General features: G+C 66.6%; 20 protein-coding genes and 1 tRNA gene. 19 read left to right on the top strand and 2 right to left on the bottom strand.

Annotation, left to right across the window (positions count from 1 at the left end; all coding sequences use genetic code 11):
* Positions 1-64: 64 nt before the first annotated feature.
* A tRNA-Met gene (locus HLH34_RS16205) sits at positions 65-141 on the top strand.
* 213 nt (positions 142-354) lie between these two features.
* On the opposite strand, the gene HLH34_RS16200 is transcribed toward HLH34_RS16205, so the two are convergent.
* Complete coding sequence (locus HLH34_RS16200) at positions 355-1461, bottom strand: NAD-dependent epimerase/dehydratase family protein (protein ID WP_244960011.1); 1107 nt, start codon at positions 1459-1461, stop codon at positions 355-357.
* 78 nt (positions 1462-1539) lie between these two features.
* Here HLH34_RS16200 and HLH34_RS16195 point away from each other — a divergent pair, with 78 nt between their 5' ends.
* The 11 genes from HLH34_RS16195 to ureG all read left to right on the top strand — a co-directional run bounded on the left by HLH34_RS16195 (position 1540) and on the right by ureG (position 11471).
* Positions 1540-2427: a LysR family transcriptional regulator gene (locus HLH34_RS16195; protein WP_183120599.1), complete on the top strand. Its 888-nt coding sequence runs from the start codon at positions 1540-1542 to the stop codon at positions 2425-2427.
* 429 nt (positions 2428-2856) lie between these two features.
* Positions 2857-4386, top strand: coding sequence for an agmatinase family protein (locus HLH34_RS16190; protein WP_183120598.1), 1530 nt, complete (start codon positions 2857-2859; stop codon positions 4384-4386).
* The gene (locus HLH34_RS16185) at positions 4383-5831 is read left to right on the top strand and encodes an agmatinase family protein (protein WP_183120597.1); all 1449 of its coding nucleotides are present in this window, start codon (positions 4383-4385) and stop codon (positions 5829-5831) included. The genes HLH34_RS16190 and HLH34_RS16185 overlap by 4 nt, the downstream gene beginning before the upstream one ends.
* A gap of 115 nt (positions 5832-5946) precedes the next feature.
* Positions 5947-6420 (top strand): hypothetical protein, encoded by a 474-nt coding sequence (locus HLH34_RS16180; RefSeq protein ID WP_183120596.1) that lies wholly within the window; start codon positions 5947-5949, stop codon positions 6418-6420.
* A gap of 11 nt (positions 6421-6431) precedes the next feature.
* Positions 6432-7268: an urease accessory protein UreD gene (locus tag HLH34_RS16175; protein WP_220792218.1), complete on the top strand. Its 837-nt coding sequence runs from the start codon at positions 6432-6434 to the stop codon at positions 7266-7268.
* Between the two features lie 19 nt (positions 7269-7287).
* Positions 7288-7590 (top strand): urease subunit gamma, encoded by a 303-nt coding sequence (locus HLH34_RS16170; RefSeq protein ID WP_183120594.1) that lies wholly within the window; start codon positions 7288-7290, stop codon positions 7588-7590.
* Positions 7574-7915: an urease subunit beta gene (locus HLH34_RS16165; RefSeq protein WP_204739513.1), complete on the top strand. Its 342-nt coding sequence runs from the start codon at positions 7574-7576 to the stop codon at positions 7913-7915. Before HLH34_RS16170 ends, HLH34_RS16165 begins: the two co-directional genes overlap by 17 nt.
* Positions 7915-9621 (top strand): urease subunit alpha, encoded by a 1707-nt coding sequence (gene ureC / locus HLH34_RS16160; protein ID WP_183120593.1) that lies wholly within the window; start codon positions 7915-7917, stop codon positions 9619-9621. Before HLH34_RS16165 ends, ureC begins: the two co-directional genes overlap by 1 nt.
* Positions 9621-10181 (top strand): urease accessory protein UreE, encoded by a 561-nt coding sequence (locus HLH34_RS16155; RefSeq protein ID WP_183120592.1) that lies wholly within the window; start codon positions 9621-9623, stop codon positions 10179-10181. The genes ureC and HLH34_RS16155 overlap by 1 nt, the downstream gene beginning before the upstream one ends.
* Entirely contained in the window at positions 10093-10851 is a 759-nt protein-coding gene (locus HLH34_RS16150) for an urease accessory protein UreF (RefSeq protein ID WP_244960006.1), read from the top strand. The genes HLH34_RS16155 and HLH34_RS16150 overlap by 89 nt, the downstream gene beginning before the upstream one ends.
* Positions 10848-11471, top strand: a complete 624-nt coding sequence (ureG, locus tag HLH34_RS16145) for an urease accessory protein UreG (protein WP_183120591.1) — start codon at positions 10848-10850, stop codon at positions 11469-11471. Before HLH34_RS16150 ends, ureG begins: the two co-directional genes overlap by 4 nt.
* Positions 11472-11544: 73 nt before the next feature.
* Here ureG and HLH34_RS16140 read toward each other — a convergent pair whose 3' ends face one another.
* Positions 11545-14070, bottom strand: a complete 2526-nt coding sequence (locus HLH34_RS16140; RefSeq protein ID WP_183120590.1) for a TonB-dependent receptor — start codon at positions 14068-14070, stop codon at positions 11545-11547.
* A gap of 212 nt (positions 14071-14282) precedes the next feature.
* Between HLH34_RS16140 and HLH34_RS16135 the strand changes: the two genes are divergently transcribed.
* From HLH34_RS16135 to HLH34_RS16105, 7 genes are all read left to right on the top strand, one after another.
* Positions 14283-17636, top strand: a complete 3354-nt coding sequence (locus HLH34_RS16135; RefSeq protein ID WP_183120605.1) for a hybrid sensor histidine kinase/response regulator — start codon at positions 14283-14285, stop codon at positions 17634-17636.
* Positions 17623-18549 (top strand): response regulator transcription factor, encoded by a 927-nt coding sequence (locus tag HLH34_RS16130; protein ID WP_183120589.1) that lies wholly within the window; start codon positions 17623-17625, stop codon positions 18547-18549. The genes HLH34_RS16135 and HLH34_RS16130 overlap by 14 nt, the downstream gene beginning before the upstream one ends.
* Positions 18550-18714: 165 nt before the next feature.
* Positions 18715-19866, top strand: coding sequence for an amine dehydrogenase large subunit (locus HLH34_RS16125; protein WP_183120588.1), 1152 nt, complete (start codon positions 18715-18717; stop codon positions 19864-19866).
* Between the two features lie 9 nt (positions 19867-19875).
* Entirely contained in the window at positions 19876-20397 is a 522-nt protein-coding gene (locus HLH34_RS16120) for a MauE/DoxX family redox-associated membrane protein (protein ID WP_204739502.1), read from the top strand.
* 1 nt (position 20398) lies between these two features.
* Positions 20399-20998: a thioredoxin domain-containing protein gene (locus HLH34_RS16115; RefSeq protein ID WP_183120586.1), complete on the top strand. Its 600-nt coding sequence runs from the start codon at positions 20399-20401 to the stop codon at positions 20996-20998.
* 57 nt (positions 20999-21055) lie between these two features.
* On the top strand, positions 21056-21598 hold the full coding sequence (gene mauA / locus HLH34_RS16110; protein WP_183120604.1) for a methylamine dehydrogenase (amicyanin) small subunit: 543 nt from the start codon (positions 21056-21058) through the stop codon (positions 21596-21598).
* A gap of 17 nt (positions 21599-21615) precedes the next feature.
* Positions 21616-22131 carry a cytochrome c family protein gene (locus HLH34_RS16105; protein WP_183120585.1) on the top strand — a complete coding sequence of 172 codons (516 nt, stop codon included), beginning with the start codon at positions 21616-21618 and terminating at the stop codon, positions 22129-22131.
* Position 22132: the final 1 nt, after the last annotated feature.

Raw genomic sequence — 22132 nt, 5'->3', positions numbered from 1 at the left:
ATACTGCGTCTCAAGACGCGGGAAAGTCGGTCGCCGCCAGGTCTTCCAGTCCACCTTACACCACCGCGGGGTGGAGCAGCCCGGTAGCTCGTCAGGCTCATAACCTGAAGGCCGCAGGTTCAAATCCTGCCCCCGCAACCATGGTTATCCGAAAACCCCGCTATCTCATTGAGATGGCGGGGTTTTTTGTTGCGCACTGCACGACACGCCTATCGATCCCCGCAACCAACTCGTGCGTGTCCGGGCGTAGCCTGGCGTGCCAAGGCGTACGCAGGCGGAGAACAAGGGCAGGGAAGGGCAGGGAAGGCCGGGGAAGCGAAAAGTCCATGCGAGGCAGGCGGCGAAGCGCTGCCGCTAACCCTCGCGCAGTCCGACGCGCGGGATCACGCCCTGTTTCTGCTGGCGTTCAATCGCGTTGATCAGAACCGCAAGCGGATCGGCGTCTTCTGTGTATCCGGCCAGTCGGATTTTCGTCATGTCGGACACGACGTCGACTTCCGTGCCGAACACGAAGTCTCCAAACCCCCATCCGACAGCCTTGGCGAAGTCGGGCTGCACCAGGTGCTTGCCGATCTGTCCCCAGATCGGTGCGAGCGCGGGCATGTGCCCGGCCAGCGAGAACGGAATCGGTTCGCCCACCGCAAGGCCGAAATGCTGAGCCAGACGCTCCCAGATCCGACGCCACCGGAAAGGCGCATGAACGTAGTTGAACGCCTGACCGACCGCAGCTTCCGACGTTGCCGCCCACAGGCTCGCGCGTGCCAGCGCATGGGCATCCGTGACCTGTGCCAGACATCTGTCGTACGTCTTGTATGAGCCGGGGAACCGGAACGCCGCCTGATCGGCGGCGCAAATAGCCGCGTATGCCCCTATGACGGTCGCGATATTCATCGCGTTCCCGGCGGCATCGCCCACGACCACATCGGGGCGCAGGATCGTCCATGCCGGGCCGCCGGCCTCATGCCGCGCCTGCAATTCGCGTTCCTGGGTGAAATAGAAGTTCGGGCCGATCGGCCGTGGATTTTCGTCTTCATAAAACGGCGTGGAGACCGGCCCAAGATGCACACCATAGACCTTGGCGCCCTGATACAGGACGACACGCGTCAGCGGCGCGCCAACATGCTTCAACCCGTCAAGCAGGTTCCGCAGCATCGCCGAATTCCGCGTATCCTCCTCGGCCAGGCCTCCACCGGAACCGTAGGCTGCGTAAAACAGGTGCGTGCAGTCCGCCGCGCCTTCCAGCGCCTTGCGCGTGTGTGGGGCGTCACTCAGATCAGCAAGAATGTCTCCATGACTGCGGGAGAGGCCCTGGGCTTCCCAACCGGGTGCCCTGGCAAGTTCCTCCAGCAGCGCCTTGCCGATGATGCCGTTGGCGCCTGCGACCAGTGCTTTGTGAACCAAGTCTGTTCCCCTTTTGAAAGGCGACGATACATGGCGTTTGCTGACGCCGGGCAAGCCCATCACTCTTCGTAGACGAATCCTCTTTGCGTGAACTAGATTGGATCTCGGAGATACATACTCTCCGATCGGGAGACGGTTTTGCTCGACAATCTGGCGGACCTGAGGATCTTCGCGCGGATCGCGCGGTGCGGCAGCCTGAGCGCCGCAGCAAAGGATCTCGGCCTGGCCCTGAACGTGGTGAGCAAGCGCCTTGCCGCTTTGGAGCACCGCGTCGGGGTGGTCCTGATTGTTCGTAACACGCGGAAGTCGAACTTGACGATCGAAGGGCAGTTACTGTTCGATCGTGTACAGAAAATTCTTGCCGAAGTCGAAGAAACTGAATCCTTGTTCGCCGAGGGGCGGAGCGAGCCGCGCGGACTGCTGCGTGTCAGTGCACCAGCGGCGTTCGGGCGAAAATATATTCGCCCGCTGTGTGGAGAACTTGTGCGGCGGTGGCCCCATCTCTCGATCGACCTGCGGTTGACCGATCAGGTCAGTGGGCTGATCGACGAATCATTGGATGTAGCGATCAGAATCGGGTCCATCGCCGATACGTCGCTTGTGGCCCGCAAATTGTTGGACAGCTATCGTATCACCGTTGCGTCACCGGATTATATTGCCCGCCGCGGTATTCCCGCAAAGCCGGGTGATCTGTCCCGACACGATTTGCTTCTCTATGGCCAGGCGACGCGTTGGGCCCTTACAGGCCCCTCGCGGGAAATCATTGAATTTCCGGTGACGTCCCGCCTGCATGCCGATAGTGGCGACGTGTCTCACGAATGGGCTCTGGACGGACTAGGCATCGTATTGAAGTCGGAAATCGACGTGGCCGAGGATCTTGCGAATGGCCGGCTTGTGCATGTCCTTCCCGAATGGAGAAGTGCGGCCGCCCCGGTTTCCGCGCTATATCCGCCTGCGCGGCATCTGTCGTTGCGTCTGAGCGTTTTTCTGGATGCGGTCGCCGAAAGGCTTCAATCGCGGCCATAAACAGGAGCGCAAGCATGTCGACGCGACCATTCGGGCATGAACTCACCAGCGGGCCCTGGAATCTCAGGATTCCCCCTCAAATCGAGGGGTCTTTCGAACCGTCCAGGTTCAGCGAACCCGCTCACAAGGAGCAGTTTCTTTGGTCGCGGGCCCCGCAACCATGAATAAGCCTTGGCTATCGCATATAAAAACCCGCCCTCAGAGGCGGGTTTTTTGTTGCCTGGAAAACGCCGCAGGAAAATACCTAAGAACACCCGGAGTCGCGGAGCCCATAGGTGCCGCCACGGCCGCTCATGCACCGTGGGGTGCCGCTGTCTGCGTCAAATACCCCATATTCATTTCGACCCCGCATGAGCAAAGTGTGGCAATCCGCAGGGCTGGCCTAGGCGCGGCGGAACATCTGTGGCGATCTTGCAACTGGGGCATTGAATGAGAACACGTCTTGCACTCATGGCCGCCGCGGCATTGGTACTGCCCTCTCTGGCGGCCAGTCCCGTCATTGCGGCGCCGCCTGCCGATTCGTCCGCCTTTCCGAAAGCGCCCCCGACCAAGCCCGGCGAAATTCCCAAATATATCGACGCCTACACGCCGGGGATGATGAAGATCGATCCGCTCGATATTCCGGCCGACGTCATGGCGCGCCTCAAGGACCTTCCGGCGGATAAAATCGACTTCCTCAAGAGTGGAAAGACCTCGTCGGTCATTCCCTCCAGCCAGCTCTTCCGGCAGATCCGCGAGACCTCGTCGCCCCGCGAACTGGCGGATTATGTCGATACCGTCATGACGGTCTATGGTCAGATGCAGTTCCACAAGGGGGTCGATCCGGAGACCATTCCGTTCGATACGACGTCGCCGCGTTTCAACGACTGGCGTTTGCGGCGGCCGGCGGAACTGGACCCGCATCGCGAGCCGGGGCCGATCCAGACCTCGCGGTACATGCATGGCTACAGCACCGGCCTGCCGACCTTTGCCGGTTCGCCGATCGCGTTGACGCCCGAGGACCTGAAGGCCGGCAAGGTGGATGTCGCCATCATGGGCGCGCCGCTGGACATGGGGTCGGGATGGCGTGACGCACAGCACGGCCCGAACGCGATCCGCGTCATGCGCGACGGCACGGGCGGCACGGAAGTGTCCAGCATGATCGCGCCGAGCGAGGTGCTGAACATCGTCGATTACGGCAACGCGGCGGTCGATCAGAACAGCACCGAGCGCAGCGTGCAGGAAGTGCGCCGGATGGTGGGCGAGATCGGCAAGGCGGGGTCGATCCCTGTCGTCATCGGCGGCGACCACAGTCTGGAATACCCAGATGTCGCGGCCATGGCGGATGTCTACGGCAAGGGTCAGGTCGGCGTCATCCATTTCGATTCCCACCTCGATACGGGGCGGGGACGCATCCATCTGCTCGATCATGGCCAGCCGATCTACCGCGCCATGAAGGAGGGGCATATCCGCCCCGAGGACTATATCCAGGTCGGCATCAGGGCGCATTATTCGAAGGATTATTACGAGTGGGAGCGCCTGATCGGCATGCGCTATCACACGATGGCCGAGGTCGAGAAACATGGCTGGGACGCCGTGATGGAGCGTGCGATCCAGGAGGCCAAGAAGAACACGAAATATCTGTGGATCTCGTTTGACGTCGACGTGCTGGATCCGGCTTTCGAGCCCGGAACGGGCACCCCGGTGGCCGGCGGCCTGACCATGCGCGAGGCCATTCCGATCATGCGCCGGCTCTGTTCCGAGGCGAATGTCGTGGGCTTCGACATCGTCGAACTCGCCCCGGCGCTCGATCCGACCTATCGCAGCGCGCTCAACGCCAACACGATCCTCTTCAGCTGCCTGACGGGTATCGCGATGCGCAAGAAGGGCATCACCCAGGCCAATTATTTCAGCCCGCTCTCGTCGGAGCATGGGCAGGACAAGTACTACGCCACGAAGGGCAAGGGAGCGAACCGGTGAGCAATCGCATGTCCTTTCGGGCCGAACGCCGCGCCGCACTGGCGGCGCTTGCTTTCGCCACCCTGGCGCCCGCCCTGGTTCCCGCCGCTCATGCGGCGCCGGTGGCGGGTGCCTCGACCGACGCGCTGACGCCGGAGCAGAAGGCCTTTGTCGCGGATTCCGCCACGCTGGAGCGCTTTGGCCTGACGCGGGAGAAGATGGCCGAAATCCTCGCCGCCAAGGACCCGCAGGCGGCGCGGGCGACGGTGGCGGCCATGATGGGCACGATCGCGGCGGACAAGTTCCAGCCCCCGCACGGCCCCGCGCAGCCGGGGCGGTCCGCGCTCGACCCGGATGGCGACATGGCGGCGGTGCAGCTCAACCCGGCTGCCGGCGGCTTCAACAGCATGGCGGTCGTGCGTCCTCCGGCACTCGATGCCCATCATCGCGCTCCCGGCCCGTTCAGCGTCAGGCGCTACATGTACGAATCCCAGGGCATCCCGACCTTTGCCGGCGCGCCGCTTGCGCTGCGCAAGGATGATCTGGTGGCGGGCAAGGTGGATGTCGCGTTCGTGGGCGTGCCGCTGGGTTTCAGCAGCGGCTGGCGTGACGCGCACAATGCGCCGGGCGTCATGCGGGCCATGTATGGCCTGGGCGATTTCGACGTCTATGCCGGGGTCGATCCCGGCCTCGTGCTCAACCTTGCCGATTACGGCAATTTCGCCGTCGACAAGATGAGCGTGGAGCTGTCGGTCAACCATGTGCGCCAGATGGTGGGCGAGATGGTGGATGCGAAGGTCGTTCCCTTCGTGGTCGGCGGCGATCATTCCGTCATGATCCCGACCGTGACGGCCATGGCCGATCACTACGGGGCAGGGAATGTCGGGCTGGTGCAGATCGACGCGCATAACGATGTCGCGCGCGACCAGGCGCATTTCTATTCGGACGAGCAGGCGCTTTCACGCCTGATCGAAAGCGGCACGGTCAAGGGTGGCAGCGTCGTGCAGATCGGCACGCGCGGTCCCGGCCTCAGCGCGGCGGATTTCGACTGGATGAAGTCGAAGGGCATCCGTTACCACACCATGGCGCAGGTCGAGACCAGCGGCTGGCAGAGCGTGGTCGATACCACCCTGCGCGAGATCGAGAGCGGCCCGCAGAACATCTTCGTGTCGTTCGACATCAGCGCCCTCGACCCGGCCTACGCCTCGGGCGCGGGACGGCCGGCGCCGAACGGCCTGACGATGCGCGAGGCGGTGCCGCTGGTGCGGCGCATCTGCGCCGAGACGAAGGTCGTCGGTTTCGCGATGCTGGACGTGGCCCCCTATCTCGACCTCAGCTACGCGACGGCGCTCAATGCCGATCAGATCATGAATGCCTGCCTCACCGGCATCGCCATGCGCAAGCTGGGGGTCAAGGGCGCGAACTATCACAGCGCCCTGACGGTGGAGTCCGCCGCCGCGCATTGATTGCGCCCGGGCCTGCCCGTCCGTCCGCGCCCGGCCCCATATCGGTCCGGGCGTTGGCGCCGGTCGCGGTGAAATGGTATCGCCTGAACGTGTCGGGGCCGGGAAGGTGCGGCGGATGAGCCGCCTGCGAAGAGAGGGCGTGATGGGGCGGAGGATGGTCGAGTGCGGCCCGTTGAGACAGGCCGGGGGCGCATGCCTGATCGCGACCGCCCTGCTGTGCGGCCAGGCTGTCGCCGCATCACGGCCGCTGACCGTTGCGTGTTCCGGCACCACGACGGCGCGGAGCATGTCGGCCGAAAAGAGCGATCCGTTCGACGCGATTTTCGTGTTCGATGAAGCGGCCCGAAGCTGGATGCGTACCGATCCGGCAAGCGGCGCGGGACGCCCCATCTGCATGGCGGATGACTGCACCGTCCTGTTCAGCCCGACGCAGATCGTCGCCCGGTCGGGGACGCTGGTGGCGACGTTCGACCGCCGGCACCGGACCTTCAGCGCCGGGGACCTGAAGGATGTCGACGGTACCATGGTCGAGATCATTACCCACGCCACCTGCCATACCCCCCGCGTGCCGACCTCCCGGCGGCCGTGAACCTGCCGGTCGTGGACGCCGACGCAGCGCCGCTCCAGCGGGCGGCGGGCGGCTTCGCCCTCCAGGCGAGGAAGGCCGGCGAGCGTTCCAGCCTGGTGCGGCTGCGGCAGTCGGGGTGTTGCCGCGTGCTGGTGCCGCGCGTCCGCACATCGGGGGTCGAGGCGGTGCTGGTCAATGTTTCGGGCGGCCTGGCCGGCGGGGACAGGGTCGTGGGTGGCATCCTGTGCCGGGCAGGGGCTCATCTGATCGTCACCACCCAGGCGTCCGAGCGGATCTATGGCGCGCGCGCGGCGGACCGGCCGACCCGGATCGTCACCCGCTGCCGGATCGAGGCGGGGGCGCGGCTGGACTGGCTGCCCCACGAGACGATCTTCTATGACGGCGGGGTGGTGGCGCGCGACCTGATCGTCGATATGCCGTCGGCCGCGACATTCCTGGCCAGCGAATGCCGCGTGTTCGGCCGCGTCGCATCCGGCGAGACGGTGCAACGGCTGGTCTGCCGGGACCGGCTGGCCATCAGGCGGGACGGCATTCCCGTGCTGATGGAGAATTTTCGGGCGGACGGCCCGTTCGGGGCCATGCTGTCGCGGCGCGCCGTCGCGTCGGGCGCGGTGGTGATGCATACCATCACGATGGCGGCCCCCGACGTGGCGCGCTGGCTGGAGGGGGCACGGGCGTGCATCGCGGGCGCGGGCCCCGCCGTCGAAGGGGCGGCATCGGCCTGGAATGACGTGCTGGTCGTGCGATTGCTGGGGAATGAGGCTATGAACGTCCGACAGCTGGCCCGCCGCATCACGGCGCTGCTGCGCGGGGGGTATCCGGCCCCGGTGACATGGCGTCTTCAATAAGGCGGTTTGGAGGGGAAGGATGAAGCTGACTCCGCGCGAGAAGGACAAGCTGCTGGTCGCGATGGCGGCGAACGTGGCCCGACGGCGGCTAGAGCGCGGGGTGCGCCTGAATTATCCCGAGGCGGTCGCGCTGATTACCGATTATGTGGTGGAGGGGGCGCGTGACGGCCTCAGCGTGGCCGACCTGATGGAGGGCGGCGCGCGCGTGCTGGGCCGCGACCAGGTCATGGCGGGCATTGCGGAGATGATCCCGGATGTGCAGGTCGAGGCGACCTTTCCCGACGGCACGAAGCTGGTGACGGTCCATGACCCGATTCGCTGACGCCCTGCCCGCGGGGGCCATCCCCGGCGAGATCATCACCCCCGAAGGCGAGATCGAACTCAATGCCGGTCGGCCGCGCCGGACGCTGCGCGTCACCAATACCGGCGACCGGCCGATCCAGGTGGGCAGCCATTACCATTTCGCCGAGACCAATCCCGCGCTGGTCTTCGACCGCGCGCAGGCGCGGGGGTGGCGGCTGGACGTGCCGTCGGGCGGCGCGCTGCGCTTCGAGCCCGGACAGGCGATGGATGTCACGCTGGTGCCGCTGGCGGGCGGGCGCCGGGTGGTGGGGTTCCGCGGCGCGGTGATGGGGGAACTGGATTGATGGCGCGCATCGGACGCTTCGACTATGCCATGACCTACGGCCCGACGACCGGCGACCGGGTCCGCCTTGCGGACACCGCCCTGCTGGTTGAGGTGGAGCGGGATTTCACCATTCCGGGCGAGGAGGTGAAGTTCGGGGGCGGCAAGACCATCCGCGATGGCATGGGGCAGTCCCAGGTCACCAATGCGGCGGGGGCCGCGGACACGGTCATCACCAATGCGCTGATCATCGACCATTGGGGGATCGTGAAGGCGGACATCGCCCTGAAGGGCGGGCGGATTGCCGGCATCGGCAAGGCGGGCAATCCCGACATCCAGCCGGGTGTCGACATCATCATCGGTCCGGGCACGGAAATCGTGGCCGGGGAAGGCAGGATCGTCACCGCCGGCGGCATCGACGCGCATATCCACTATATCTGCCCCCAGCAGGTGGAAGAGGCGCTGGCCTCGGGCGTCACCACCCTGCTGGGCGGGGGCACCGGCCCGGCGACGGGCACGGCGGCGACCACCTGCACGCCCGGCCCGTGGCATCTGGCGCGGATGCTCCAGGCGGCGGAGGGGCTGCCGGTCAACCTGGCCTTCGCGGGCAAGGGCAACGCCTCGCGCCCCGAGGCGCTGGAGGAGATGGTGCGCGCGGGGGCCTGCTGCCTCAAGCTGCACGAGGACTGGGGGTCGACGCCCGCCGCCATCGATTGCTGCCTGTCGGTCGCCGACCGGATGGACGTGCAGGTCATGATCCACACCGACACGCTGAACGAGAGCGGCTTCGTGGACGACACCATCGCCGCGTTCCAGGGCCGGACCATCCATGCCTTCCATACGGAAGGCGCGGGCGGCGGCCATGCGCCGGACATCATCCGGGTGGCGGCGCTGCCCAATGTGCTGCCGTCCTCGACCAATCCCACGCGGCCGTACACCATCAACACGCTCGACGAGCATCTGGACATGCTGATGGTCTGCCATCACCTGGACCGCAGCGTGCCGGAGGATATCGCCTTTGCGGAGAGCCGCATCCGGCGCGAGACGATCGCCGCCGAGGATATCTTTCACGACATGGGCGTGCTTTCGATGATGTCGTCGGACAGCCAGGCGATGGGACGGGTGGGCGAGGTCATCATCCGCACCTGGCAGACCGCCCACAAGATGAAGCTGCAGCGCGGGGCGCTGGCCGGCGACGGCGCGGCCGACAACAGCCGCGTGAAGCGCTATATTGCCAAATACACGATCAATCCGGCCATTTCCCACGGCCTGGCGCGCGAGGTCGGTTCGATCGAGGTCGGCAAGCTGGCCGACCTGGTGCTGTGGGAGCCGGCCTTCTTCGGCGTGAAGCCGGAACTGGTCATAAAGGGAGGCGCGATCGTGTACGCGCTGATGGGCGACCCCAATGCCTCGATCCCCACGCCGCAGCCCATCCACGGGCGGCCGATGTTCGGCAGCCTGGGCGGCGCGCCGGCCGCGACCTGTGTCACCTTCGTCTCCGGCGCCGCGCTGGAGGACGACATCGGGACACGGCTGGGGCTGAAGCGCCGCCTGGTTGCGGTGTCCGGCACGCGCGGGGGCATCGGCAAGCGCAGCATGATTCATAACGACGCCATGCCCGTGATCGAGGTTGACCCCGAAACCTATGAGGTGCGCGCCGACGGCGTGCTTCTGACCTGCGAACCTGCCGAGGTGCTGCCCATGGCCCAGCGTTATTTCCTGTTCTGATGCGGCGCGTCATCGACATCCTTCCCGCCCGGACGTGGGACCCGGCGCGCGAGAGCGACCTGTTTCGCGCCGATTACGAGGGCCGGCATCGCCGCCGCAAGGTGCTGGACCTGCAGTCGGGCGCGCGGGTGCTGCTCGACCTGCCGCAGGCGCGGCTGCTGGTGGCGGGCGACGGGCTGCTGCTTGACGACGGCGGCGTGGCGCGGGTCGAGGCGCTGGATGAATCGCTGCTGGAGGTCACGGCGCCGGACGCGCATGCGCTGCTGCGCCTGGCCTGGCATCTGGGCAACCGCCATCTGCCGGCGATGATCGGGCCCACGCGCATCCTGATCCGCGACGACCATGTGATTGCCGACATGGTGCGCGGTCTGGGCGGGACGATCGCGCCGCTGCAGGCTCCGTTCGATCCGGAAACCGGCGCCTATGCGGGCCATGGGGGACACGAGGCGCACGGGCATGATCCTCATGCCCATGCGCATCACGGCCACGATCATCACGGCCACGATCATCACGACCATGGGCATCACGACCATGGGCACGGCCCGCATTCCCACTCCTGACGCGCCGGTGGACGATCCGACGCTCGCGCGGCTGCTGAACTGGCTGTCGCCCGCCTTTCCCACCGGGGGGTTCGCCTACAGCCACGGCCTGGAATGGGCCGTCCAGGCGGGGGACGTCACGGACGTGGCGACGCTGGTGGCGTGGATCGGCGATCTGCTGTCCTGCGGCAGCCTGCGCAACGACCTGATCCTGGCCCGCGCCGCCTGGCAGGCGCGCGATGGAGAGGAACTGGTGTCGCTGGCCCGGATCGGCTGCGCGCTGGCGTCGTCGCGGGAGCGGTGGGAGGAAACGACGCGCCAGGGCGAGGCCTTTCTGCGCGGTGTCGCGGTCTGGGGGGTGGAGATTGCCGGACGCGGCACGCCGGGCGTCGCCTGGCCGCTGCCGGTGGCGCATGGCGCGGCCCTGGGCACCTGCGGGGCCGGGGAGCGCCATACGCTGGTCGCCAGCGCCACCGCCGTGACGGCGGGGCTGGTCTCGGCGGCGGTGCGGCTGGTGCCGCTGGGGCAGACCGACGCGCTGCGCGCGCTGGCGGCGCTCGAACGGCCGATCGCGGCGGCCGTTGCCGCGGCACAGGGACAGGGCATCGCCGATCTGGGCGGGCTGTGCTTTCGCGCGGATCTGGCGGCCATGCATCATGAAACACAGGAAACGAGGCTTTTTCGCACATGACGGACAGCTATCGCGGCCCTCTCCGCGTCGGAATCGGTGGCCCCGTGGGGACGGGCAAGACGGCGCTGATGGATGCGCTGTGCCGCCATTTCCGCGATCGCTATGACATCGCGGCCCTGACCAATGACATCTATACCCGCGAGGATGCGGAATTCCTGACGCGGGCGGGTTCGCTGCCGCCGGAGCGGATCATGGGAATCGAGACGGGCGGGTGCCCCCATACCGCGATCCGCGAGGACGCGAGCATCAATCTGGCGGGGATCGAGGATCTGTGCGCGCGATTTCCGGCGCTGGACCTGGTGCTTGTGGAAAGCGGCGGGGACAATCTGGCCGCGACCTTCAGCCCCGAACTGGCCGACCTGACGATCTATGTCATCGACGTTTCGGCGGGCGACAAGATCCCCCGCAAGGGCGGGCCGGGCATCACCCGCAGCGATCTGCTGGTCATCAACAAGATCGACCTTGCCCCCCATGTGGGGGCCGACCTGGGGGTGATGGATCGCGACAGCCGCCGGATGCGCGGCCAGCGGCCCTTCGTCTTCGCCAATATCCGTGCGGGCGAGGGGGTGGAGCGCATCGCCCGCTTCATTATCGAGGAAGGCGGCCTGCGCGCCGACTGAACGTCCCCCTCATAAAAAAAGGGCCGCCCGTGATCCGGGCGGCCCCTGGCGGGCGCGATCGGGATGTTTCCCGTCAGAAGTGGATATGTCCTTCCATGCCGAAGGTGCGCGGCGTCAGCATGCCATAGGCATAGTAGCGTTCCACCACGCCGTCACGCGAGCGGACCGAGCCGTAATCGTTGCTGACGGCGGTGACGGCGTACTGGTCGAAGATGTTGTTGATGAAGAAATCCAGGCTCCATTTCTTCGTGTTGTACGTAACCGACGCGCGATGGGTGACGTAGCTGGGGATCTTCTCGCCATAGCCGCGCAGGCCGACGTGCGAATAGATGCTGCCGTTATAGGTCGTGGCCCAGTTGAGGACGATGTTGCGTTCGTTCTTGAGCGGGATGACGTAATTGGCGATCAGGCTGCCCGAATTCTTCATCGAGCCCGGCAGGCGGTCGCCAGCATAGGCGGTGTAGAGGCCGTTCACCAGGTCCGGCGTGGTTCGGGTCAGGTGCGCGTCGGTATAGGAATAGGTCGCGGTCAGCGAGAAGTTCGGGGTGACCTTCCAGCTGGCGGTGGCGTCGAAGCCCTGCGAGACGGCCTGCGCGCCGTTGGCGGTGATGCCGACATTGCCGTATTTCGTGCGGCTGGGCACCTGCACGTCCAGCCAGTCGATATGGAAGCCCGCCAGCGTCATCATGACCCGGTGATGGAAGAAGTTGGCGCGGACGCCCAGTTCCTCGTTGCGGGTCCGGTCCGGCTGGAAGCTCATCTCGTTCGGCAGGGCACAGGCATGCTGCGAGCTGGGATCGACGGGCAGCGTGCAGGGGGCGACGCGGTTGACGCCGCCGACGCGATAGCCGGTGCTGTAGGTGAAATAGGCCATGACGTTGGGGTTGAAGCGATAGGAGATGTTCGCCTTCCAGATGACGCCGTCCGCGCCCGTCGCACCGCGCTGTTCGTTGTAATTGACGTTGGGATAGGCCTGGAACAGCGGCAGGGCCGTGCCGCCGTCGACCGTGGCGTCATAATCGAAATAGCGGATGCCGCCGGTGACCTGCAGGTTTTTCAGCAGATGCAGCGTGCCTTCACCATAGACGGCCTTCTCGGTCGTCGTGGTGTAGACGAACGACGCGTATTCCAGCTCGTCCGGACGGTCGTAGCCGGCCCATTCCGAATAGCCCGGCACGTATTCATGGCGCAGATAGGACGTCTTGAGCTGGTTGTAGAAGCCGCCGACCACCCAGTTGAACGGCCCCTTGTGCGTGGAGACCAGGCGCAGTTCCTCGTTGAACTGCCGGTACTTGCGATGGTTCTTCGCGTAGGACGAGAAGTTCGGGAAAGCCTGGTAGCCGTAATCGAGGTCGAGCAGCAGGTCGGTGTTGTCTTCGGTCTGGTTGTTGACCTGTTGCGTGTAGGCCGTCGTGCTGACGATCTGCATGATGCCGGGAATGTTGAAATTGAGTTCGCCGCTGTAGAGATCCGACGTGCGGTCGACCGGCTCGAGATAGCGCCACGGCCCTTCGTCATGACCCGTGCCCATCACGCCCGCGCCGTTGGCCTGCTGGCCGGCGGTCTTCGTTTCCTGATGGGCGTACGTCAGGTAGGCCTTGACGTTGGGGTTGAGCTGCAGCAGCAGCTGGTTGCGCGTCGTGAAGGTGTGGTCGTAGTTGACGTCCTTGTAGCGGTTGAAATTCTCGCGCTGCTGGGCGGGCGTGCCGAAGGATTCATCGCCCGGCTGCGGGTTGGAAACCCCCGGCTCCTTCAGCACATGGTTGTAATCGATCCAGCCCGGATCGTTGTAGTAGCCGATGACCGTACGGAAGGCGATGTGATCCTTCAGGATCGGGATGTTGAACGTGCCGTTGATCTCGCCGCCCGGATCGCTGCTGTGCGCCATGCCGAAGGTCTTGCCGTCGATGTCCGCGGACCATTTTTCGGTGTCCGGCCGGTTGGGCATGTAGCGGACGGCGCCGGCCAGCGTGCCCAGACCATACAGCGTGCCCTGCGGGCCCTGCAGCACTTCGACACGGTTGATGTCGATCAGCTTGAAGTCGGTATAGAGCGGGACCTCGCCCAGATAGACGCCGACGGCATTGTTGCTGAAATTGCCGGTCGTGCTGGTGTTGCCCGAGGACAGGCCGCGCATGATGATGTTGCCGGTGTTGCCCGGGCCGGTGTCGGTGACGGTCAGGCCGGGCACGAAGGCGCTGAACTGCTTGATGTCGGTGATGCGCTCGGCCTGAAGCGTCTTGCTGTCGAGCACCGAGATATTGATCGGCGAATCTTCCAGGCGCGTGCGGCGGCGGGTGGCGGTGACGTACACCTGCTCGCCCTGTCCGGAGGCCGCGGGCGTCGCGGCGGGACGCGGGACCGATGCCGCGCCGGTCGCGGGTGCCGCCTGGGCCACCACGGCCGGGGCGGGGGCAGCTTTCGGCGTGGCGGCTTTCTTGCCCGCTCCCTGGCGCGCCTTTGCCGGGTCCATGGACGCGGCGTCGGCGGCATCGGCGGCATCGGCCGGCGACGCCGCGATGATGAGGCCCATGGGGGCGCAGTTCATCAGGATCGTGGCGCAAAGCAGCCGGGTTCTTTTCGCCGAAAGGCCTCTCATACATTCCTCCAGAGCATCGGGTCGTCGTCGCGTGAGCCGCCTGCGCGGGCGGGTTTCTTGGCGGAAGGGGAATCTGCTCCTTCCTGTTCAGTTTCACCCTTTAGGCATTTCGTTGCGAGACTGATATGGGTCATTTGACGTAACTTTCCCTGCCCGCCGGACGTGCGCGATCTCTGGCGGCGGGCGTGGCGCGCCTGTATCATCGCCGTGTCATGAAGAAGGCCGTTCCCTCATCGCGCCGCACCGACGGCGGAGCCAGCGGACCGGTCCAGCCGGAACGCCGGACGTACAACCAGTGGGTCAATACCCAGACGCTGGAGGATTACGCGCTGCGCCATACCGCGTCGCGCGGGCGGCGCTGGAGCCACTGGACGATCGCCAATACCGCGCTTGGGGCCGCCAGTTTCCTTGCCTGCGAGGCGATCGGCGGGACGATCACGCTGCAGTTCGGCTTCGTCAACGCGATGACGGCCATCGTGGTCGCGACGGTGATCTTTCTGGTGATCGGCGCGCCGATCGCCATTTGCGCCGCCCGCGAGGGGCTGGATGTGGACCTGCTGACGCGCGGCGCGGGGTTCGGCTATCTGGGGTCCACGGTGACCTCGCTGATCTACGCCAGCTTCACCTTCCTGCTGTTCGCGGTCGAGGCGAGCATCATGGCGTTCGCGATCAGTCTGGCGACCGGTGTGCCGATCTGGCTGGCCTACGTCATCAGCGCGCTGGGCGTGGTGCCCATCGCCCTGTACGGCATGAAGGCCATTACCCGGATGCAGCTTGTGACGCAGCCGATATGGCTTGTCCTGCAATTCGGCCCGCTGGCCTATGTCCTGATGTCCGAGCCCGCGGCGGTCGCGGCCTGGGCGCATGCGCCGGGCGGGCTGGGCAGCGGCAGCGGAAACCTCATCCTGTTCGGGCTGGCCCTTTCGACCATCCTGTCGCTTCTGCCGCAGATCGGCGAGCAGGCGGACTATCTGCGCTTTCTCCGCCGGCCGTCGCGGGGTTTCGACCTGCGATGGTGGGCGGCCGTTCTGTCGGGGGGCCCGGGATGGGGGGTGATCGGCGGGTTGAAGCTGGCGGCCGGCTCGTTTCTGATGGTGTTCGCACTGGCCCATCATATCGGCCTGGCCCAGGCCGACAGTCCGCCCGCGATGTATGCAGTCATGTTCGGCGAGGTGACAGGGCGGCCGAATGTCGCGCTGGCCCTGATGCTGGTCTTTGTCGTGGCCTGCCAGATGAAGATCAACGTGACCAATGTTTATGCGGGGTCGATCGCCTGGTCGAATTTCTTCGCGCGGCTGACGCATGCCCATCCCGGCCGGGTGGTGTGGCTGGTGTTCAATGCGGTGCTTGCCCTGCTGATCATGGAGGCGGGGATTTTGCGCACCATGGCCACGCTGCTGGCCCTGTATGCGAATCTCGCCTCCGGCTGGATCGGCGCCCTGTCCGCCGACCTCATGGTTTCGAAGCCGCTGGGCCTGAGCCCCAGGGGCGTGGAATTCCGCCGGGCCTATCTGTACGACGTGAACCCGGTGGGAGTGGGGGCGATGGCGCTGTCCCTCATCACCTCGTCCTCGGCCCTGACGGGGGTGCTGGGCGAGACCGCGCAGGCGTTCGCGCCGCTGCTGGGGCTGACCGTGGCGTTCGTTTCGGCGCCGGCGATCGCCCTGGCCACCCGCGGGCGCTTCTACATCGCCCGTCCGCCCCAGGCGTACCCGTCGGACCTGCGCTGCACGGTGTGCGACATGGTCTACGAGGCAGCCGACATCGTGTCCTGCCCGTTCCATCGCGGGGCGGTGTGCTCGCTGTGCTGCACGCTGGAAAGCCGCTGCCACGACCAGTGCAAGGACAACAGCGACATCGTCCAGCAGGCCCGCGACCTGCTGCGCCGCCTGCTGCCCGGGGGGAGCGGGCGCCATCTCGACGGCAGCGTGGCGCATTTCCTTGTCATCATGCTGGGCTTCAACGCGATTCTGGGCGTCGTATTCTACTGGATCATGGTCGGCGAGGGCGCGTCCGATGCATTGCGGCGGGACCTGGAGCAGATCTTCGCGGCGCTGGAGGTGCCGGCGGGCATCGTGGCGTGGCTGTTCGTTCTGGCGCACAACAGCCGGCGCACGGCCGAGCGCGAGACCCGGCAGCAGACCGCGATGCTTCGCCAGGAGGTCGCCGCCCACATCCTGACGGATGCGGCGCTGCAGAAGGCGCGCGACGCCGCCGAGGCCGCCAACGCGGCCAAGACCCGCTACCTGGTGGCGGTCAGCCACGAGATCCGCTCGCCCCTGAATGCGATCTACGGCTACGCGCAGCTTCTCGAGCGCGGGGGCGCCGTCGCGCCGGTGGAGGTCGGCGGGGTGATCCGCCAATCCGCCGAGCATCTGACGAACCTGGTGGAGGGGCTTCTCGATATCTCGCGGGTCGAGAGCGGGGTGGTGGAGGTGCGCTCGGATATCGTCCCGATCCGGGCCCTGCTGCAACATCTGGTGACGATGTTCCGCATGCAGGCGGCAGCCAAGGGGCTGTCGCTGGACCTGGTCATTCATGACCGCCTGCCGTCGCATGTGAAGACGGACGAGAAGCGCTTCCGGCAGATCGTGATCAACCTGCTGTCCAACGCCGTGAAATATACCCGGCAGGGAGGCGCGACCCTGTCGGTCCGCTATCGCAGCGAGGTCGCCCGGATCGAGATTTCGGATACCGGCACCGGGATCCATCCCGAGGATCTCGAACGGATCTTCGAGCCGTTCGAGCGTGGTCGCCAGGAGGAAACCCACCCCCAGCCGGGCATAGGGCTGGGGCTGTCGATCACGCGCGTGCTGACGCGCATCCTGGGCGGCGACATCACGGCCGAGAGCACGCCGGGCGTGGGCAGCACCTTCCGGTTGTCGCTGATGCTGCCGGCCGTCCATCAGGTGGGCGGCCCCGCCTCCAGCGACCGGATCGTCGGCTATCAGGGGCAGCGCCGCCAGGTGGTGGCGGTCGATGACGACCCGCGCCAGCGCGGCTTTCTGGAAGGGCTTCTCACGCCTCTCGGTTTTCAGGTCCATTGCGTGTCCAGCGGGGCGGAGGCGCTGGAACGGGCGGCGCGCCTGTCGCCCGACCTGGTGCTGCTGGATATTCAGATGCCCGGCGACAATGGGTGGATCATCGCATCGCGGCTGCGCGCGCTGGCCGGTCCGGGGATGCGCATCGTGATGGTGTCGGCGAACGCGGCCGAATTCAGCGCCGGGGCCGACGGGCTGGCCGTGCACGATGGTTTCGTCACAAAACCGGTGGATGTCGATGTGCTTCTGGGTATGATCGGGCGCGTGCTGGCATTGCAATGGACATATGCCGAGGCGCCCGAACCCGAGACGGCGCCGCCTGGGGCCTCGCCGGGGCTGCTGCGGCAGATGGGCGAACTGCGCCGGGCGGCACGCATGGGCCATGTCCGCGCGGCCGAGGCGCTGGTTGCCGAACTGGTGGCCGAAACCGACGGCGACACGGCCTTCATCGCCGCCCTGACGGAACATCTGGAGCATTTTGACCTGCGGAGCGTGGGAAGGATCATCGACGATGCCGAGTCCTGACAGGCTGTTCGATGCCGATCGCCCATGCGTGCTGGTGGTGGACGACACGCCGCAGTCGCTGCGGTTCGTGACCAGGGCGCTGGAGAGTGAAGGCATGACGGTGCTGATCGCGCCCGACGGCCATGCCACGCTGGAACTGCTGCAGGGCGTGGTTCCCGACCTGATCCTCATGGACGCGATGATGCCCGGGATGGACGGGTTCGAGACCACGCGGCGCATCAAGAAGGATCCGGCGCTCGGCCACGTTCCGGTCATCTTCATGACGGGCCTGACCGAGACGGAACACGTCGTGCGCGGGCTGGAGGCCGGCGGGGTGGATTACGTCCACAAGCCCGTGGTGGTGGATGAGCTGATCGCACGGGTGCGCGTGCATCTGCGCAACGCGCGCGCCGCACGGGCCAGCCATCAGGCCCTCGATTTCGGGCGTCGTCCGACGATCGGGGTCAGCGCGGCGGGGGTGCTGCTGTGGCATACGCCGGAAGCGGCGGCGGCGCTGACAAGCTGCTTTCCCCGTTGGCAGGTGGATGACCGCCTGCCCCCGCCGCTGGGCGACGTGCTGGTCGATCTGGGCACGCAACGGCCGCTTGTCGTGCGCCAGACGCTGGATGTTGCCGAAGGGCGGCTGGAATGCGTCGTCGTCGGCACGATGGATAACGGCTCGATGTGTGTCACGCTGCTGCTCCGGCGACCGGGCGAGGAGGAGCGGCTGCTGGGGCGTCGGCACAATCTGACCACGCGCGAGGCGGAGGTGCTGCTGTGGATCAGCCGGGGCAAGCCCAACCGCGATGTCAGCGAGATCCTGAACATCAGTCCGCGTACGGTGAACAAGCATCTGGAACAGATTTTCGCGAAGCTGGGCGTCGAGAACCGCGCCTCGGCCGCCGCGATCGCCGTCACGACGCTGAATGAATGATCCGCCACGCCCCTGAGGGGGGCGATCTGCGGTGTTTGACGTAGTGACGTCCCGGGCGCGGGACAGTGATGATGCCGGAACATTCCCCACGGGACGCGCCTGCCGCCTCCCGCCATGTCATCATCGGAGAGCGCCATGCCCGGGCAAGATCATGTTGGACGAGACATGAGACGGATGCGCAGGATGCTGTGCGGCCTGTTGGGCGCGCTGCTTCCCTGCACGGCTCTTGCCGCGCCGCCGCCCATCCTGGAGACGGAGGAAAGCAACACGGCGGTCATGCCCAAGCCGAATCCGCACTGGCTGTATGTCGGCACGCGCGCGGGCGGGGTCACGATCATCGACGGGGATACCGCCAAGATCGTCGGCACGATCAACGCCGCGCCGGCCGCGGGCTTCGCGCTGGCCCCGCAGGGCAAAGAATATTACGTGTCAGAGACGATATGGACGCGCATGAATCGCGGCACGCGGCAGGACCTGCTGTCGGTCTATGACGGGCACACGCTGAACCTGATCAAGGACATCGAACTGCCGGGGCGTCTCATCGCGTCGGGCCGGACGCCTTATTTCTCGACCAGCGCCGACGGGCTGCGGGGCTATGTCTACAACATGCAGCCGGCGTCTTCGATCATCACGATCGACCTGGCGAAGCGCAATGTGCTGGGCATTACCGAAATTCCGGCCTGCGGGCTGATCTATCCCCATGGCAAGACCGGGGTTGCGACGCTCTGCGCCGACGGCGCGCTGGCGGATGTGGCGATCGACGCATCCGGCCACGGCCGGATCACGGATCGTATTCCATTCTTCGACGCGCAGCAGGACCCGGTGTTCGAGGAAAGCCCGGTGGACCGTGCCGGCGGCCAGGCGCTGTTCATCACTTTCAACGGCATGGTCCATCCCGTGCACCTGGGCGCGCCGAGCACACTGGAAAAAGCGTGGTCGCTTCAGCAGGCGGCGGGACTGTCGCCCGCCACGACCTCGCCCGAGCAGACCACCTGGCGGCCGGGCGGGCGGCGTCCGTTCGCGTTCCATCCGGGCAGCAAGCGGCTTTATGCGCTGATGCACGAGGGGGCGCCCTGGGAGCAGAAACGTTCGGGCACGGAACTGTGGGTGCTGGATACGGCGACGCATCAGCTGGTCAACCGCTTCACGCTGCCGACCTCCGGCTACGCCGTGGGGGTGAGCGAGGATAATGCGCCGCTGCTGTTCGTCCTTTCGGAAGACGGCTGGCTGTGGGTCATGGATCCGGAGACGGGCAAGATCCTGCGCAGCCTGCGCGATGTCGGACGGACGACGCTGCTGGCGACCGACAGGTCCTGAGGCAGGGTGATGGAGGCGGCGGACATCGCGATCGACGCCGCGGCCGCGGCCGCGGGCTGGCTGCTTCTTGTCGCGGGGCTGGGCAAGCTGCGCGACCGGGCGGAATGGATGCGTCGCCTGGCGGCCTATCGGCTGGTGCCCGTGCCGCTTCTCGACGGGGCCGCCTTGGCCGTCGTGCTGCTGGAGCTGGGCGCCGGCGCGGCGTTGGCCGGTGTCGTTTTTCCGCGTGTCGCGGGGGTGACCGCGGCGCTGCTGTTCGTGGTCTTCGCGCTGGCGATGGCCGTCAACCTGCTGCGCGGCCGGCGCGACCTCGATTGCGCGTGTGGCGGCGCGCCGCAGCCCATCTCGTGGCGCAAGGTCGTGCTGGACCTGCTTCTTGCCGGGTTTCTGGCGGCGCGCGCCGCCTGTGCCCAGCCCGCGTGGACGCCGCTGCCCATCGCGGGGGGGCTGCTGATCTTTCTTCTGGTTTCGACGGCGATATCGCTGGGCGGCATGGCTTCGCCCCGGCTCGCTCCACGTCAGGACGCATGACATGATGGTGACTTCGAATTTCCTGCTCTGGATCGTCTCCGCCCTTCTGACCGTCGCGGTGGTCGCCCTGGCGCGCCAGATCGGCGTGCTGCACGAGCGCATCGCCCCGATGGGCGCGCTGGTGACCGATGGCGGCCCCAAGGTCGGGGCTGTGGCCCCGCGCCTGACCCTGACGGCGATGGATGGCGCCGTGGTCGAGATCGCGCCCGGCGCGATGGGCGCGCGTGCCGTCCTGCTGATGTTCGTCGCCTCCGACTGTCCGGTCTGCGCCAAGATCATCCCGATCGTGCGGGCGACGGCCCAGTCGGAGCGGCTGAAGCTGTTCTTCGTCGGCGACGACGGGGAAGCGGCGATCGGCAAGTTGATCGCGCGCTATGGGCTGGAGCCGGCTTCGGTCATCAACAGCGCGGCGCCCGGCCTGGCGTTCCATGTGGGCAAGCTGCCGTATGGCGTGCTGCTGCGCGCCGACGGAACCATTGCGTCCAAGGGGCTGCTGAACACCCGCGAGCATGTCGAAAGCCTGGTGGTCGCGGACGAGACCGGCTTCGCCTCGGCACAGGATTACATTCGCTCCCTCCATCCCAGCCCGAATGCGGCCTGAGGGACGGCAGGACAACACGACACCCGCCTCAAGGGGGAGATCTTCACGGTGGCACAGATGTTTGATGGGCGGCTTTTCGAGGGCTGGAGCGAGAAGCTGACGCGGCGGCTGGCGTCGGGCACGTCGCGGCGGGGCGTACTGTCGCGCGTGGGGCTGGCGCTTGCCGCGGCGCCGGTCTTTCCCCTTCTGCCGGTCGACCGGTCCAGGGCGCACGCCGCCACGACGCCCCGGCTGACGGAATTCCAGAAGAACGCCCAGGTGACCGACGATACGCGCTGCAATTACTGGCGGTACTGCGCCATCGATGGATCGCTGTGCAGTTGCTGCGGCGGCGGGGTGCACAGTTGCCCGCCGGGCACGCAGCCCTCGCTGACCTCGTGGGTGGGCACCTGCTACAATCCGGCGGACAAGCGCAGCTACCTTATCGCCTATCGCGACTGCTGCGGCACGTCCTCGTGCCGCCAGTGCCATTGCGACAATACCGACGGGGCGCTGCCGACCTATCGCCCGCAGGCGAACAACGAGATCATCTGGTGCTTCGGCACGTCCAGCATGGCCTATCACTGTTCGACGGCGGCGCTGGTGGGCGTGGCGGAATGACGGCACGGTCGCGTGCGGTGAAACGTGTCCTGGCCCCGCGCGCCCTGGCGGGCATGCTGGCCAGCATGCTGTGCGTCGCGGCGTGCCCCGTGGCGCGCGCGGCCGACAACAGCGCGGTGGAGCGGCGGGCGGTGACGTTCAACCACGCCCAGACCAACTACATGCTGCATTGCGGCGGGTGCCACGGCACGCTGGGACTGTCGCCGCCGCATTCGGTGCCGCTGCTGCGCGGGCAGGCGGGCTGGCTGGTCTGCGATGCGCAGGGGCGCGCCTATGTGGACGGGCTGCCCAACGTCACGCGGGCGTCGCTGTCGGATGCCGATCTGGCGGACGTGCTGAATTTCGTCATCTTCACGCTGGGGGCGACACCGGGCAGCGTGCATGCCGCGCCGTTCACCGCGCGCGAGGTCGGTGTCATGCGCGCCGCCCCCGAGTCCACGGTGCCGCTGCACCTGAGGCGCCAGCAGGCGGTGGAGCGCATCATCAAGGTTTGCGGCGCGCCGCAATCCCTGCTTGATTACAAGCCGATGTGAC

It is taken from the genome of Gluconacetobacter azotocaptans (genome assembly GCF_014174355.1).
Lineage (GTDB): Bacteria > Pseudomonadota > Alphaproteobacteria > Acetobacterales > Acetobacteraceae > Gluconacetobacter > Gluconacetobacter azotocaptans.
This window is presented reverse-complemented; position numbering and strand designations above follow the sequence as displayed.

Excerpts from the sequence above, each read along its gene's own strand:
- HLH34_RS16200 (WP_244960011.1), bottom strand. The coding sequence starts at position 1,461 with ATGGGCTTGCCCGGCGTCAGCAAACGCCATGTATCGTCGCCTTTCAAA.
- HLH34_RS16190 (WP_183120598.1), top strand. The coding sequence starts at position 2,857 with ATGAGAACACGTCTTGCACTCATGGCCGCCGCGGCATTGGTACTGCCC.
- HLH34_RS16180 (WP_183120596.1), top strand. The coding sequence starts at position 5,947 with ATGAGCCGCCTGCGAAGAGAGGGCGTGATGGGGCGGAGGATGGTCGAG.
- HLH34_RS16170 (WP_183120594.1), top strand. The coding sequence starts at position 7,288 with ATGAAGCTGACTCCGCGCGAGAAGGACAAGCTGCTGGTCGCGATGGCG.
- HLH34_RS16165 (WP_204739513.1), top strand. The coding sequence starts at position 7,574 with ATGACCCGATTCGCTGACGCCCTGCCCGCGGGGGCCATCCCCGGCGAG.
- ureC (WP_183120593.1), top strand. The coding sequence starts at position 7,915 with ATGGCGCGCATCGGACGCTTCGACTATGCCATGACCTACGGCCCGACG.
- HLH34_RS16155 (WP_183120592.1), top strand. The coding sequence starts at position 9,621 with ATGCGGCGCGTCATCGACATCCTTCCCGCCCGGACGTGGGACCCGGCG.
- HLH34_RS16150 (WP_244960006.1), top strand. The coding sequence starts at position 10,093 with ATGCGCATCACGGCCACGATCATCACGGCCACGATCATCACGACCATG.
- ureG (WP_183120591.1), top strand. The coding sequence starts at position 10,848 with ATGACGGACAGCTATCGCGGCCCTCTCCGCGTCGGAATCGGTGGCCCC.
- HLH34_RS16140 (WP_183120590.1), bottom strand. The coding sequence starts at position 14,070 with ATGAGAGGCCTTTCGGCGAAAAGAACCCGGCTGCTTTGCGCCACGATC.
- HLH34_RS16135 (WP_183120605.1), top strand. The coding sequence starts at position 14,283 with ATGAAGAAGGCCGTTCCCTCATCGCGCCGCACCGACGGCGGAGCCAGC.
- HLH34_RS16130 (WP_183120589.1), top strand. The coding sequence starts at position 17,623 with ATGCCGAGTCCTGACAGGCTGTTCGATGCCGATCGCCCATGCGTGCTG.
- HLH34_RS16125 (WP_183120588.1), top strand. The coding sequence starts at position 18,715 with ATGAGACGGATGCGCAGGATGCTGTGCGGCCTGTTGGGCGCGCTGCTT.
- HLH34_RS16120 (WP_204739502.1), top strand. The coding sequence starts at position 19,876 with ATGGAGGCGGCGGACATCGCGATCGACGCCGCGGCCGCGGCCGCGGGC.
- HLH34_RS16115 (WP_183120586.1), top strand. The coding sequence starts at position 20,399 with ATGATGGTGACTTCGAATTTCCTGCTCTGGATCGTCTCCGCCCTTCTG.
- mauA (WP_183120604.1), top strand. The coding sequence starts at position 21,056 with ATGTTTGATGGGCGGCTTTTCGAGGGCTGGAGCGAGAAGCTGACGCGG.